Annotated in this window: 13 protein-coding genes; 2 read left to right on the forward strand and 11 right to left on the reverse strand. The window is 69.1% G+C overall.

Going from position 1 to position 13,889, the window contains the following annotated elements; translation table 11 throughout:
* Positions 1–175: 175 nt before the first annotated feature.
* The 8 genes from DMH01_RS09990 to DMH01_RS10025 form a co-directional block, all read right to left on the reverse strand.
* The gene (locus DMH01_RS09990; protein WP_125675326.1) at positions 176–652 is read right to left on the reverse strand and encodes a hypothetical protein; all 477 of its coding nucleotides are present in this window, start codon (positions 650–652) and stop codon (positions 176–178) included.
* 35 nt (positions 653–687) lie between these two features.
* On the reverse strand, positions 688–1,485 hold the full coding sequence (locus tag DMH01_RS09995; RefSeq protein WP_125675328.1) for an ABC transporter permease: 798 nt from the start codon (positions 1,483–1,485) through the stop codon (positions 688–690).
* The gene (locus DMH01_RS10000) at positions 1,463–2,317 is read right to left on the reverse strand and encodes a 2-aminoethylphosphonate ABC transporter permease subunit (RefSeq protein WP_125675330.1); all 855 of its coding nucleotides are present in this window, start codon (positions 2,315–2,317) and stop codon (positions 1,463–1,465) included. The genes DMH01_RS09995 and DMH01_RS10000 overlap by 23 nt, the downstream gene beginning before the upstream one ends.
* Positions 2,314–3,375: an ABC transporter ATP-binding protein gene (locus DMH01_RS10005; RefSeq protein WP_125675332.1), complete on the reverse strand. Its 1,062-nt coding sequence runs from the start codon at positions 3,373–3,375 to the stop codon at positions 2,314–2,316. Before DMH01_RS10005 ends, DMH01_RS10000 begins: the two co-directional genes overlap by 4 nt.
* The gene (locus DMH01_RS10010; RefSeq protein ID WP_125675334.1) at positions 3,372–4,391 is read right to left on the reverse strand and encodes a 2-aminoethylphosphonate ABC transporter substrate-binding protein; all 1,020 of its coding nucleotides are present in this window, start codon (positions 4,389–4,391) and stop codon (positions 3,372–3,374) included. The genes DMH01_RS10005 and DMH01_RS10010 overlap by 4 nt, the downstream gene beginning before the upstream one ends.
* 16 nt (positions 4,392–4,407) lie before the next feature.
* A complete protein-coding gene (locus DMH01_RS10015) occupies positions 4,408–5,082 on the reverse strand; it encodes a phosphonatase-like hydrolase (protein ID WP_125676663.1) in 675 nt (224 codons plus the stop codon).
* Positions 5,076–6,188: a TIGR03364 family FAD-dependent oxidoreductase gene (locus DMH01_RS10020; protein ID WP_125675336.1), complete on the reverse strand. Its 1,113-nt coding sequence runs from the start codon at positions 6,186–6,188 to the stop codon at positions 5,076–5,078. Before DMH01_RS10020 ends, DMH01_RS10015 begins: the two co-directional genes overlap by 7 nt.
* A gap of 181 nt (positions 6,189–6,369) precedes the next feature.
* The gene (locus tag DMH01_RS10025; protein WP_007033614.1) at positions 6,370–7,146 is read right to left on the reverse strand and encodes a GntR family transcriptional regulator; all 777 of its coding nucleotides are present in this window, start codon (positions 7,144–7,146) and stop codon (positions 6,370–6,372) included.
* Positions 7,147–7,495: 349 nt separating this feature from the next.
* On the opposite strand from DMH01_RS10025, the gene DMH01_RS10030 reads away from it, so the two are divergent.
* A complete protein-coding gene (locus tag DMH01_RS10030) occupies positions 7,496–8,302 on the forward strand; it encodes a trypsin-like serine protease (protein WP_125675337.1) in 807 nt (268 codons plus the stop codon).
* Between the two features lie 211 nt (positions 8,303–8,513).
* Here DMH01_RS10030 and DMH01_RS10035 read toward each other — a convergent pair whose 3' ends face one another.
* Positions 8,514–9,620: a nitronate monooxygenase family protein gene (locus tag DMH01_RS10035; RefSeq protein ID WP_125675340.1), complete on the reverse strand. Its 1,107-nt coding sequence runs from the start codon at positions 9,618–9,620 to the stop codon at positions 8,514–8,516.
* A gap of 147 nt (positions 9,621–9,767) precedes the next feature.
* Positions 9,768–11,384, reverse strand: a complete 1,617-nt coding sequence (locus DMH01_RS10040; protein WP_199745423.1) for an acyl-CoA synthetase — start codon at positions 11,382–11,384, stop codon at positions 9,768–9,770.
* A 61-nt stretch (positions 11,385–11,445) separates the two neighbouring features.
* On the opposite strand from DMH01_RS10040, the gene DMH01_RS10045 reads away from it, so the two are divergent.
* Positions 11,446–12,234, forward strand: a complete 789-nt coding sequence (locus tag DMH01_RS10045; RefSeq protein ID WP_125676665.1) for a crotonase/enoyl-CoA hydratase family protein — start codon at positions 11,446–11,448, stop codon at positions 12,232–12,234.
* 69 nt (positions 12,235–12,303) lie between these two features.
* Here the strand turns inward: DMH01_RS10045 and DMH01_RS10050 are convergent, their stop codons facing one another.
* Positions 12,304–13,875 carry an acyl-CoA synthetase gene (locus DMH01_RS10050; protein ID WP_125675344.1) on the reverse strand — a complete coding sequence of 524 codons (1,572 nt, stop codon included), beginning with the start codon at positions 13,873–13,875 and terminating at the stop codon, positions 12,304–12,306.
* Positions 13,876–13,889 lie beyond the last annotated feature (14 nt).

Genomic DNA, 13,889 nt, shown 5'->3' on the forward strand with positions numbered 1-13,889 from the left:
CGACGGCGGAACGGTACTCAGGGTGCCGCTCCCGGGTCCGGCCGCGGGTTCCGCTGCCTGGTTCTGCGCCCCGCAAGCGGATACCGCAACGACGATCAGGCCAAGGCCGATGACATTCGTTAAGTACCTCATGTGCCTAGGACGGAACGAGCCCGCGATGGGGTTGCACATGATCTCAACCCGCTTCCAGGACGACGGTCCGCGGCCCGAGCGGCTCGGCGAGTTTCACCGGCAGGACGGCGTAGCGGATGACCTGCGGGCACATCTGCCCCGGCTTCCCGTGGTCGATCTTCACCTTGACCACGACCCGCTGTGCGTTCTCCTCGGCGAGATCCGCCTTCGCCTCGTCGCAGCCGCTCAGTTCGATGTGCACGTTCAAGCCGCCGTTCTCCGCGCTGACCTGGGCGGGCACCTTCGCGTCGACCTGGGACGGCGGCAGCATCTTGTCCGAGGGCGGCGGGCCGGCGGTCGGCCGGGACATCGGCGGTTTCGCGACCGGCGGGCTCGCCGGGAGCGAGGTGGGCAGATCCGAGGGTGAGGTGACGACCGGAGGGGTACTCGTGTTCGCCGGTGCTCCGGGGCCGCCCGCGCCGCAGGCCGCCGTCGCGGCGAGCACGAGCCCCGCGCCCAGCGTCTTCGCTGCGTTCATCATGGTTTCAGGACGGAAGCAAGCGGCGAACGGTTGCATCAGCGCTGCGCCGCGCGGCCGCGGGCCAGCCCGAGGATCACCACCCCGGCGAGCGTGACGGCCAGCAGCAGCACGGTGCTCGCGGACGCCAGGAACACCTGACCCCGGTCGGTCAGCGCGAAGATGCTCGCGGGCAGCGTGCGCCAGTCCGGCGGGTACAGCATCATCGTCGCACCCAGTTCGCCCATCGACATCGCCAGCGCGAGACTGGCCGACGCCGAGATCGACGGCAGCAGGACCGGCAGCCGCACCCGCAGCAGCACCCGGACCGGCGAAGCGCCGAGACTCGCCGCCGCCTGCGCCAGCAGCGGGTCCATCCGCGCGATCGCGGCCGAGACCGTGCTGTAGGAGAACGGCAGCAGGATCATCACGTGTCCCAGCAGCACGATCCAGCGCGTGCCGTTGAAGGCGAGCGGCGGACGGCTGAACGCGACCAGCAGCGCCAGCCCCAGCACCACCGAGGGCACGGCGATCGGCAGGTGGAACAGGGTGTCGACGGCTTTCCGCAGCTTGGACGGCGCGGACTGCGACGCGAGCGCGGCCCACGTCCCCAGCAGCACCGAGACCACCGACGCGATGACGCCGGTCTGGATGCTCACCGAAAGGCTCGCGAACGTCTCCCCGGACAGCGCCTGCCCGAAATGCGAGCCGGTGAGCGCCCCCGGCAGCAGCCCCGTCCAGTTCCCGGCGACCGACGCCAGCACGATCATCAGCAGCGGCGCCAGCACGATCGCGGTGAACAGCACCGCGAACACCGCCCACAGCAGGACGCGGCTACGCCTGGTCCACAGCAGCACGACGGCCTCCCTTCGTCAGTCGCCGGTAGGTTCCGTACAGGGCAAGGGAGAAGACCACGTTGACCACCGCGATGACACAGGCCTGCGGGAAGTCGAAGGTGACGATTCCCTTGCCGTAGACCAGCATCGGCAGCGTCGTGACGTCCTTCGCGCCGAGGAACAGCACGATGCCGAACTCGTTCATCGCCAGCAGCATGGTCAGGCAGGCGCCGGAAGCCAGTGACGGCAAGGCTTCCGGCAGGATCACCTGCCGCAACACGCGGCCGGGCTTCGCGCCGAGGCTGGCCGCGACCTCCATCTGCGCCGACGAGACCTGGCCGAACGCGGCGAGCGCCGGCCGCATCACGAACGGCGTGTAGAAGGTGATCTCCGCCAGCAGGATCCCGAACGGCGAGTACAGGAACCCGCCCGCGCCCAGGATCCCGGCGCTGCCGTAGATGAAGGTGAACGCGAGCGCGATGAGGAACGACGGGAACGCGAGCACGGTGTCCACCAGCCGCGAAAGCGTCCGCGCGCCGGGGAACGGCACGAACGCGATCACCAGCGCGAGGAAGGTCCCCAGCACCACACAGCCCGCGGTGGCGCCGAGCGCGAGCGCGACGGTCTTCCAGGCGGCGTCCCGGAATTCCGCCGAGCCCAGCACGTCGAGCCACACCGAAAGACCGACCTCGCCGGTCTTCGACTCCAGTGATTGGAGAACGACCAGCACGAGCGGGTAGCCGAAGAACCCGAGCAGGACGAGCACCGGCGGCAGCAGGAGCCAGCCGCGGCCGGGCTGTTTCTCCCGGCGCCGCGCCGGTGCCGCCGTCGCGGCCAGTGCCAGGCCGGTCATCCGACGCCCACCAGCGGGCAACCGTCCGGAATGGACACTCCGACCCGCTCCCCCACACCCGGAAGTCCTTCGATGTCCGGCACTTCGGCCCGGACCTCGTCCCCGTTGTGCGCGAGTTCGAGGTCGAGCCGGAAGCCCGTGCCACGCCACTGGACACCGCGCAGCACCGCCGGCAGCGCGCCGGGGGCGTCCACCGTGGTGATCCCGACCCGGTGCGGCCGGACGCCGAGCGCGACCGGCTGTCCCGCCCGGATCGTGCCTGCCGGATCCGCGGCCAGCTCGCGGTCACCAAGCCGGACCCTGGTGCCGCCGGAATGGATCAGCTCGACCGGGATGAGGTTGGAAGCGCCGAGGAAGCTCGCGGTGAACTCCGTCGAAGGGCGCTGGTAGAGCTCGCGGCTCGGGCCGAGTTCGACCAGTTTCGAGTCGCGCATGACGGCGATCCGGTCGGCCAGCGCCAGTGCCTCGCCCTGGTCGTGGGTGACGTAGATCAGCGTGGTGTCGGGGAGTTCGGCCCGCAGCCGCAGGAGTTCCGCGACCATGTCCTCGCGCAGGGCGGCGTCCAAAGCGGACAGTGGTTCGTCGAGCAGGAGCACGCGTGGCCGGATCGCCAGCGCCCGCGCGAGCGCGACCCGCTGCTGCTGCCCGCCCGAAAGCTCACGCGGGTAGCGACGGGCGTACTTGCCCATCCCGACCAGCTCCAGCGCTTCGGCGACCCGGCTCGCCGTCTCGGCACGAGGCGTTTTGCGTGCCCTGAGGCCGAAAGCGACGTTGGCCTCGACCCGCATATGCGGGAACAGCGCGTAACTCTGGACGACGACGCCGAGACCGCGCCGGTGCGGCGGCAGCTCGGTGACGTCCTCGCCGTCGAGCAGCACCCGGCCGGTGCTCGGCACGACGAAACCCGCGAGCGCCTTCAAGGCCGTCGACTTGCCGGATCCCGACGGGCCGAGCATCGCCAGCGTCTCCCCTCTCGCCACGGTGAGATCCAGTGGAGAAAGGGCGGTCGTCCGGCCGAAGCGGACGGACACGCCGCGGAATTCGACCGCCGGGGTCATCGGCCCACGGCCTTCTTGTACGCGGCCAGGTCGGCGTCGAGCTTCGCGAGGACGGCGTCCCAGTCCGGCTGCCAGATCTCGACGCCGTCGAGAGCGGCCTTCACCTTGTCCGCCCGCGGGCCGGACGGCGTGACGTCGGTCCGCGACGGGGCACCGAAGGCGTCGACGACCTTGCCCTGCACCTCGGGCGAGAGCAGGAAGTCCAGGAACTTCTTGGCGTTCTCGGCATGCGGCGCGTTGTTCACCAGGCCCGCGTAGTACGGGAGGGCGAAGGTGGAGCGCTTGCCCTGCGCGTCGGCAGGGAAGAAGACCTCGAAGCCGCCGCTCTTCTCGATCGCGGCCAGGTTCATCTGGACGTCGCCGTTGGCCACCAGGATCTCGGCCTTGGCCACCTTCGGCTGCAGCTTGCCGGTGGAGGACGACGGGCCGACGTTGTTGGCTTCGAGTTTCGCGAGGTAGTCGAGCGCGCCCTGGTCACCGAGGACGTGCTGGAGTTGCAGCAGGACCGCGGTGCCGTCGCCCGCCTCGCCGGGGGTCGAGTACTGGAGCTTGCCCTTGAGCGACGGGGCCAGGAGGTCGTCCCAGGTCTTGGGTGAGACCTGCGGGTTGCGGATGAAGCTGAGGTAGTTGTTCATGATGGCGAAGTAGCGGCCCTGGCCGTCCTTCTGCCCGGCGGCGACCTGGTCGATCCCGGCGGGAGCGGTGGGGGCGAGCAGGCCCTGCGACGCGGCCCGCTGGATGAACGGCGGGAGCGTGATCAGGATGTCGGCCTGGGTGTTGGCCTTCTCCTTCTCCACCCGCGAGGCGACCTCGCCTGATCCGGCGGTCACCGCCTGCACGGTGATCCCGGTCTTGGCCTTGAACTCCTCGAAGCGCTGGGCGTACCAGTCTTCCAGACCGTCCACTGTGTACAGCGTGACGGTCTGGTCGCCGGAAGCGCCACCGGCGGTTCCGCCGCAGGCGCCCAGGGTGAGGGCGAGCAACCCGGCGAGGGCGGTGGCCGCGAGTTTCTTCATGTCGTCAAAGCTCCTTTTAGGACAGCAGGGCAGGGAGGTCGCGGACGGATTCGAGGACGTGGGTGGCGCCGGCGGCCTCGAATTCCGGCTTCTTCGCCGATCCGGTGAGCACGCCGGCGACGATCGAGGCACCGGAGCGAAGCCCGGTCTGGACGTCGGAAGCGGTGTCACCGGCGACAGCGATCCCGCGGACGTCGGTGATTTCGAGCCGCAGCGCGGCGGCGAGGACCAGGTCGGGGAACGGGCGTCCACGGACACCCTCGCCCGGCGCCAGCACGGCGTCGGCGAGGCCGTGCCAGCCCAGCGCGTCCAGGATCGCGTTCTGCGTGGCCGGCGCGAAGCCGGTGGTGAGCGCGACCTTCACCCCTTGGGCGCGCAGTTCCTGGATCGTCTGCTCGGCGCCGGGGATCGGCTCGCAGTGGCCGTCGGCGACGAGTTTCTCGTAGGCGTCCTGGAAGGCGGTGTTCGCGCGCCGGGCGAGTTCTTCGTCTCCGTCGAGCAGCGCGCGGAAGACGACGATCTTGGACTGCCCCATCGTTTCGACGACGTAGTCGAGCATGCCGGGGAACCGGCTGTCCTCTTCGGACACTCCGGCGGCGGCGATCGCCGCGGTGAAGGCGCGGATCACCAGGCCGTCGTCGGCGACGGTGGTCCCGGCCATGTCCAGGACGACGAGTTCGGTGTTCACCAGGACAGCTCCTCTGCGGTGTCTTCGGCGATGGCGGGGGAACAGGTCATCCCCCGGCCGCCCGGTCCGGTGACGAGCCACGCGTTGTCCGCGACGCGGGCGCGATGCACGATCCGGGTGGTGTCAGTGGTCTGGGCGTAGACGCCGGCCCAGCGGCGGGCGATGCGCGGGAGCGGCCGTCCGAGCAGCGCCCCGGCGACCTCGGCCAGGTGGTCGTACGGGTCTTCGGTGGTGTCGAACGAGAACGGCTCGTCGTATTCGTGGGTGTCACCGATGGTCAGCGAGCCGTCGAGGCGCTGGACCATGAGCAGCTGCATCTTGTTGACCGAGGCGATCTCACCCTGCGGCTGACCGGCGTTGAGGCCGTCGAGCGCCTCGCCGCGGTACGCCGGGTAGTAGCGGAAGCTGTCCGCGTCGGCGACCGTGGTGGTGAGGGTTTCCCCGAGCGGCTCGGTCTGGGCCATCTGCAACCGCACCCGGCGGACCGGGGTCTGCCCGGCGAGTTCCTTGACCAGGCCACCGGTCCAGGCGCCGGTGCACAGCACCACGACGTCGCCCTCGTGGGTCTCACCCGCGTCGTCGACGACGCCACGATCGGTCAGGTCGCGGATCTCGCGGCCCGGCAGCCAGGTGTAGCGGCCGGTTTTCGCCAGCTCGGCGCGCAGGGCGGGCTGGGCGACGCGCGGTTCGACGGCGGCGTCGCGGTCGCACCAGAGCGCGCCGAGGAAGTCGCCGCGCAGGGCCGGGTTCAGCTCCCGGGTCTCGGCGGCGTCGAGCAGCTTGAAGCCGCGGTCCTCCGTGCTCGCGGCCGCGGCCTCGGCGACGGCGAGTTCGGCCTCCGTGCGGACGACGGTGAGTGAGCCGTTCGGCCGGAAGCCGATCCCGTCGACGCGTTCCCCGATGCGCTCCCACAGCACTCGCGCCCGCGCGGCCGTCTCCAGTTCGGCGCCACTGGCACGGCCGCCGACCCAGACCAGCCCGAAGTTGCGTACGGACGCGCCCCTGGCCTCGGGTTCGCGTTCGATCTGGACGACGTCGTGGCCGCGTTCGACGGCCTGCCAGGCGTGCTGGGTGCCGAGCACTCCGCCGCCGATGATGAGGATTCGCACACCGCAGACGCTCGCCTGCGCGCACCAACGCTCCGTGACCCCCGCCCTAACCGCAGGTGAAGTGCCCCCGAAATGTGGACCAGACCTGTTATCTGAGCGTTACTTTACACCGCGTTTCGTCCTCTGGATGCGGTCGTTGAAAGTGCAAATACCGCGGTCAGAGGACTGGACGCGTGGCCGGCTACTCCACGCGGCCCAGTCGGGTCTCGAAGGACAGCCGGTCGCCGCGGAACAGCGACCGGACGCGCTCGAACGGGATACCGTCCGGCCCCCACGACGTCCGGTGCATCAGCAGCATCGGCAGCGCCGGGTTCGTCCCGATCAGCAGGGCCTCCCGGGGCGTGGCGAGCACGGTCTCGACCCGCTCCTCGGCTCCGTCGAAGACGACCCCGAGCCGCTCCCGCAAACAGGCGTAGAGCGACTGTGTGGGATCGAACACATCCATCAGCGTCGGGAATCGCGCGGCGGTGAGATAGGTCGATTCCAGCCCGACCCGCTCGTCGTCGGCGAGCAGCACCCGTTCGATGTGGATCACATCGTCTTCGGGATCGATTTCCAGTTCCGAAGCCAGCGACGGGCCCGCTTCGCGGCGTTCCAAAGAGATCAGATTCCGGCCGGGCTGAATGCCCTGCCTCCTGAGTCCTTCGGTGTAACTCACCAAAGCGAGCGGCTGGACGAGCTTCGGGCCCGCGACGTACGTGCCGCTGCCCTGCCGCCTGCTCAGGCGCCCTTCGAGCACGAGTTCACCGACGGCCTGGCGGACCGTCGCGCGGGAAACCTCGAATCGTTCGGACAGTTCCCTTTCGGTGGGAAGTACCGCTCCTTGCCCCAATTCGGAGATCACGTCGAGCAGATCGACTTTGACCGCGTAATAGCGGGGAATACGGCCGTGCTCGGGAATTCCGTCCCGGACCGGGCCGTCGGCGGGTGGATGAAGTCTTGGCGAACGCGCTTTCACGATCCAGATCCTAGGCCCGTTTCCCCATGCCTGTACTGACCCGAACGAAGTGTTCATGCCACGCTCACACTCGTGGACGAAAGGGGCACCTCGTTCGGCGGATCGGGCAGGTGTGACGGAGCGTTCAGCCTTCCGGCGGTTCCGGCGCTCGCCGGCCAAGGAGTAGAGGCGTTGGGCACTCCGGACTACGCCATTCGTCGGCACTCGGGGCCGGACGTCCGTTAATCACCACCATCGACCCAAAGATCCGAAGAAAGTCGGTTGTCCCGGTGTATGCCCACCTGCTGTAGTCAGTTGGCCGCAGTCAGTCTCCCTGCCTCCACTGTGGACAGCCGGAAGGAATGAACCCTTGGACATCAAGCGTCGGTTCAGCCTGCTCAAAAAGACCCTGATCGCCGTCGCGGCGGCCGGAACCCTGGCGGGTCTCGCCACGGCTCCGCAAGCCGCGGCCGCCGAGCCGCCGTCGACCGACGTGGTCGGTGGCACGCGCGCCGCTCAGGGCGAATTTCCTTGGATGGTAAGGCTTTCCATGGGCTGCGGTGGTGCGCTCTACACCCCGCAGATCGTGCTGACGGCCGCGCACTGCGTGTCGCGGACCGGGGCCAACACGGGGATCACCGCCACCCTCGGCGTCGTGGACCTGCAGAGCACGGCGGCCAAGAAGGTCAAGTCGACCTACGTGCACCGGTCGCCGACCTACCCCACCTCCACCGGCGGTGACTGGGCGCTGATCAAGCTCGCCAGTCCGGTCAGCGGCATCCCGACGCTGCCGATCAACACCTCGGCGGCCAACAACAGCGGCACGTTCACCGTGGCGGGCTGGGGTGCCGCGACCGAGGGCGGCGCGCAGCAGCGTTACCTGCTCAAGGCCAACGTGCCGTTCGTCTCCGACTCGACCTGCAAGGCACAGGGCGGCAGCTACGCCGACCTGATCGCCAGCGCCGAGATCTGCGCGGGCAACGTCAGCTCCGGCGGCGTCGACACCTGCCAGGGTGACTCGGGCGGCCCGATGTTCCGTCGCGACAGCGCCGGTGCCTGGATCCAGGTCGGCATCACCAGCTGGGGCGAGGGTTGCGCGCGGGCGCACGCTCCCGGCGTCTACACCGAGGTGAGCACCTTCGCGACCGCGATCAAGAACGCGGCCGCCGGTCTCTAGCCTCTCGCACGGCATGCCCTGAAGGTCCCCTTCACCACAACGGCGTGGTGAAGGGGACCTTCTCGTTTACGGGCCCTTCTGGGTCGCGGCGAGGGCAGTTTCTCCCGGCCGCCCCTGCCACCGTGTCTGTGGCCCAGCCACACCTCACCGACGTAGCGAAGGCCTCCTTCCCTACCCTGAAGGTAGGCAAGGAGGCCTTCACGGCAAAACCTCAGCGGGTCTTGTCCAAACGCGACAGTGTCTCTTCGTAGCCCGACACCAGCTCCGCGATCACGTCGGCGACCGGGCGCACCCGGTCCATCCGCCCGACGATCTGCCCCACCGGCATCGAGACCACGCTCGGATCGGCCGCGTGGTGGATCCGGTTGTGCGCGTGCGACACCAGCAGGTTCTGCAACGGCATCGGCAGCGGTTCGGGCGCGTCGGGCGCGGCCCACGCCTCGGTCCACCGCGTCTTGAGCAGGCGCGCCGGTTTGCCGGTGTAGATCCGTGTCCGGACGGTGTCGGACGAACCCGCCGCGACCAGCGCGCGCTGCATCGCCTCGGACTCCCCCATGGTCTGGAGGTATTCCTCGGTGGCGAGCCAGAAGGAACCCATCCACACCCCGGACGCGCCCAGCGCGAGCGCCGCCGCGACCTGCCTGCCCGAGCCGATCCCGCCGGCGGCGAGCACCGGGACGCGGTCGCCGACGGCGTCCACCACCTCGGGCAGCAGGACCATCGACGCGATCTCGCCGGTGTGCCCGCCCGCCTCATAGCCTTGCGCCACAACGATGTCGACGCCGTTGTCGACATGCCGCACGGCGTGTTCGGCCTTGCCGGCCAGGGCCGCGACCGGCACGCCCTTAGCGTGACACTGCTCGATGACGTCCACCGGCGGCGACCCCAGCGCGTTGGCGATCAACCGGATGGGGTGTTTCAGCGCGACCTCGACATGGGACCGGGCGACCGAATGCAGCCAGCCCAGCACTCCCGCGCGTTCGTCGGTGTCGTCCGGCAGCGGCGGCACCGCGAGGTCGCGCAGCGTCCGCTCCACAAAGTCGCGATGTCCCTGCGGGATGTGTTTCGCGAGATCGATCGACGTCCCTTCGGCCGGGATCTTCGCGGGCATCACGATGTCGACGCCGTAGGGCTTCCCGCCGGTGTTCTCGTCCATCCAGGACAGGACGGCGTCGAGCTCGGCGGCGTCGTTGAACCGCACGCAGCCCAGCACGCCGAGACCGCCCGCCCGGCTGATCGCCGCGGCGACGTGCTCGGACGGGGTGAACCCGACGATCGGCAGATCGATCCCGAGCCGGTCGCACAGAGACGTCCGCATGAAACTCCTTACGTGCCGGTTGGTGAACCCGCGTCCGCGATCGACGCCGGCAGAACGCCGATCGCCATCCGCCTCACCGATGCGGAGAGGCGGGTTCACGCGTTTGGTCGCTTTCCAGGTGACTCTTCAGCTCCGCCGACAGGCTGCTCACGCCGGTTGGCTGGTGATGGGCTCGTGCTCGGAGGCGTAGCGCTGCGCCCAGGGATAGTCCGGTTTCCCGCTGGGTGACCGCCCGATCTCCTCGGCGAGCCAAAGACTGCGCGGCACCTTGTAGCCGGCGATCTCGGTCCGCACGTGCGCTTCGAGCGCGGCGAAATCGAGCTCCTTGCCGGACCGTGGCTGGATCACCGCGGCCACCCGCTGGCCGAGCCGGTCGTCGGGGATGCCGATGACGAGCGCGTCGAAGACGTCCGGATGCGATTTGAGCGCACCCTCGACCTCCTCCGGGTACACCTTCTCGCCGCCGGTGTTCACGCACTGAGACCCCCGGCCGAGCAGGGTCACCGTGAGGTCGTCCTCGTAGCGCGCGTAATCACCCGGGACGACGTAGCGCTTGCCGTCGATCTCGACGAAGATCTTCTCGGTCTTCGCGGGATCCTTGTAGTACCCGAGCGGGACGTGCCCGCGCCGGGCGATCAGGCCGATCGCGCCCGGTTTCGGCTCGACGAGCGCGCCGTCGTCGTCCACCAGGATCGCGTCCTTGCCGAAGTTGACCCGGGGACCGGCGGAATGATCGCTGTCCTTGCTGACCATGCCGATGCCGGTGAACCCGCTTTCGGACGATCCGATCGCGTCGGTGATCACCACGTGCGGGAGCAGCGACAGGAATTCCTGCTTCACCGATTGGGAGAACAGGGCGGCGTGACTCGACACCGCGACGATCGACGACGCGTCGTAGTCGCCCTCGCGGTAGGCGTCGATCAGCGGCCGCGCCATCGCGTCGCCGACGATGGTGAGCACCTGGACCTTGTTGTCCTGCACGGCTTTCCAGACGTCGTGCGCGTCGAACCGCGGGACGAACACGACCGGGCTGCCGGTGAACAGCGCGCCGAACGCGGCCCACTGCGCGGCGCCGTGGATCAGCGGCGCAGCCGGGAGCCGGACCAGGCTGCCCGACTTGCCCTGTTCGGCGAGCGTCCATTCGTCCGGGACGTACTCGCCGGTGACGAAGTTGATGCCGCCGCCGAGCGCGCGCCAGATGTCCTCGTGGCGCCACAGGACGCCCTTGGGATACCCGGTGGTGCCGCCGGTGTAGAGGATGTAGATGTCGTCGGCGCTGCGCTCGGCGAAGTCCCGCTCGGGGGATCCTTCGGCGAGCGCGGCTTCGTAGTCCACGCCGCCGTAGGACGAGTAGTCGCCGTCGCTTCCGTCGTCGACAACGACAACGTGTTTCAGTTTCGGCGTCTCCGGCAGCACGGCGGCCACCTTGTCCGAATATTGGCGCTCGTGGACCAGTGCCACGAGGTCGGCGTTGTCGAACAGGTACCGCAGTTCGCCGTGGACGTAGCGGTAGTTGACGTTGACCGCGATCGCGCGCAGCTTGTACGCGGCGATCATCGATTCCAGGGCCTCGATCGAGTTCCGGGAATAGACACCGATGTGGGATCCGGGTCCCACGCCGTGTGCGGCGAGATGGTGCGCCAGCCGGTTGGCGCGCTCTTCCAGTTCGGCGAAGGTGACCCGCCGATCGCCGCAGACGACCGCGATGCGCTCCGGCACGGCGTCGACGGCGTGCTCGAGTAGATCCGCGATGTTGAGTGCCACTCCCACAAAGTAGAACATGTTATCGTTCCGGGCAATGGCCGCTCTTTTGACGGAGGTCCCGGTGGGCGAACCGCACGCGCTGGTGGAAAAGATCGAACACACCCTCGTGGTCACGATGAACCGGCCGGAGGCCCGCAACGCGCTCAGCGGCGAGATGCTCGGGATCATGGTCGAGGCGTGGAACCGGGTCGACGAGGACGACGACATCCGGTGCTGCGTGCTCACCGGCGCGGGTGGCGCGTTCTGCGCGGGCGCGGATCTGAAGTCGATGTCGAAGAACTCGCCGTCGGACTCGTTCGAGAAGGGCACGTTCGATCCCAGCCGCATCGAGGGCCTGCTCAAGGGCCGCCGGCTGACGAAGCCGTTGATCGCCGCCGTCGAAGGCGCCGCGATCGCCGGCGGCACGGAGATCCTGCAAGGTACGGACATCCGCGTCGCGGGCGAGAGCGCGAAGTTCGGCGTCTCCGAGGCGCGGTGGAGCCTGTTCCCGATGGGCGGTTCGGCCGTGCGGCTCCCCCGCCAGATCCCGTACACCGTCGCCGCCGACCTCCTGCTGACCGGACGGCACATCAAAGCGGCCGAGGCGCTGGAGATCGGCCTGATCGGCCACGTCGTCCCGGACGGGAAGGCACTGGACAAGGCGCTCGAACTCGCGGGCCTCATCTCCGCGAACGGTCCGCTCGCGGTCCGCGCGATCCTCAAGACCCTGCGCGACACCGAGGGCATGCACGAGGAAGAGGCCTTCAAGCTCGACGCCCAGTACGGCATCGAGGTCTTCGCGAGCGAAGACGCGAAGGAAGGCCCCCGCGCCTTCGCCGAAAAGCGCAAACCCGTCTTTCGGGGCCGCTAATCCCCCGCGTTTAGTCCTCTGACTGCGGTGGTTCGACGGCGAACTACCGCATTCAGAGGACCAAACGCGTCAGGGGACGGGGTGGCCGGCCCAGTAGGGGTCGCGGAGCTTGCGCTTGTAGAGCTTTCCGTTCGGATCGCGCGGGAGTTCGGGCAAGTAGTCGACCGAACGCGGGAGTTTGAACTTCGCGAGGCGCGACGCCGCGTACTCGAGGATCTCCGCGGTCAGCTCCTCGGAGGGCTCGACGCCGTCCGCGGGCTGGACGACGGCCTTGATCGCCTCGCCCCAGTCCTCGTGCGGGACGCCGAACACCGCGACGTCGGCGATCTTCGGATGCATCACCAGTTCGCCCTCGATCTCCGCCGGGTAGATGTTGACCCCGCCCGAGATGATCAGGTCCGCCTTGCGGTCGTGCAGGAAGAGATAGCCGTCCTCGTCGAGATGCCCGACGTCGCCGAGGGTGAACAGTTCCCCGACCCGCGCCTTGGCCGTCTTGGCCCGGTCCTTGTGGTACTCGAACTTCGAGTCGCCCATCTTCATGTACACCGTGCCGGTCTCGCCGGCGGGCAGTTCCGTGCCCTCGTCGTCGAGGATCTTGATCGTCGAACCCGGCCACGGCAGCCCCACCGAACCCGGCTTCCTGAGCCATTCCTCCCCCGAGATCGCCGTCCCGCCGCCTTCGGTGGCCGCGTAGTACTCGGTGACGACCGGGCCCCACCAGTCGAGCATCCGGCGTTTGACCTCCAGCGGACAGGGCGCGGCACCGTGGATCATCACGCGCAGCGAACTCAGGTCGTAGGCCGCGCGGACGTCGTCCGGCAGCGCGAGCAGACGGCGGAACTGCGTCGGGACCATGTGGCTGTGCGTGACGCGGTGCCGCTCGATCAGCCGCAGCATGTCCTCGGCGTCCCAGCGGTCCATCAGCACCGCGGTATGCCCCAGCTGCAGGGAGATCGCGACGAAGTTCAGCACCGCCGTGTGATAGAGCGGCGACCCGCACAGGTGCACGTGGTCGTCGTGCGGCGCGAGCCCGAAGATGCCGAAGAACCACGTGGACGCGCCCGGGACGGAGTCGGGGTCGGCGCCGGTCAACGGCCGCCGGACGCCCTTGGGCCGTCCCGTGGTGCCTGACGTGTAAAGCATCGGCGAGCCCGCCGTGCGCCTTTCCGGACGTCCGTCGCCCGAGCTTCCCTCATTGTCACTGCCGAGTTCCTCGATCCGGCGGAAACCCTCGACGTCGCCGACGGCGAACCGTCCGCGCTCCGGGATCCCGGCCTCGTCCGCGGCCGCGATCGCGACGTCGGCGAAGCGTTCGTGCGCGAGGAAAGCCTTGGCGCCGCTGTCGGAGAGGATGTAGGCGACCTCCGGCCCGACCAGATGCCAGTTCACCACCACGATGTACAGGCCGGACTGGATGGCGGCGAAATAGGCCGCGACGAGTTCGTCGCCGTTGGGCTGCAGGACGACGACCACGTCCCCGGCCTCGAGCCCGAGGGCTTGCAGCCCCCGCGCGTACGCGTTCGCTTTCGCGGCGAGCTCTCCGTATCCGATGGAGCGGCCGTCCGGATCGACGAGTGCGACCCGCTCCGGCTCCTGTGCGGCGATGTTCCAGACCCCAAGTGTCCCGGTGGCAGTCGACATACCCGCAAATCTAG

Origin of the sequence: Amycolatopsis sp. WAC 04182 (assembly GCF_003947465.1) — a bacterium.
Lineage (GTDB): Bacteria > Actinomycetota > Actinomycetes > Mycobacteriales > Pseudonocardiaceae > Amycolatopsis.